Here is a 253-nt window from a genome sequence, read left to right on the forward strand (position 1 = left end):
GAGTTAACGGAAGAGCAAAAACAAACTATCAGCACCCTTTCCACCCTGGCGGCAGGACTGGCAGGCGGCATTGCTGGTGACTCCAGCGCCAGTGCCCTCACTGGGGCGCAGGCAGGGAAGAATGCAGTTGAGAATAATGCGCTGGCCTCGCGAAATCTGGGTGATTGCCGCACGCTGTCACCGGAAGCGTGCGGCAAGGCTAAGGAGCTGAGCCAGCGCATTCTGGATAAAGGCTTGCCGTCAGTGGAGGACA

Annotated in this window: 1 protein-coding gene; it reads left to right on the plus strand. The window is 58.9% G+C overall.

Going from position 1 to position 253, the window contains the following annotated elements; genetic code table 11:
• The coding region (locus EAE93_RS24975) for a VENN motif pre-toxin domain-containing protein (protein ID WP_250151191.1) at positions 1 to 253 on the plus strand (253 nt) is incomplete at both ends.

It is taken from the genome of Photorhabdus akhurstii, from assembly GCF_018448925.1.
GTDB classification, from domain to species: Bacteria; Pseudomonadota; Gammaproteobacteria; order Enterobacterales; family Enterobacteriaceae; genus Photorhabdus; species Photorhabdus akhurstii.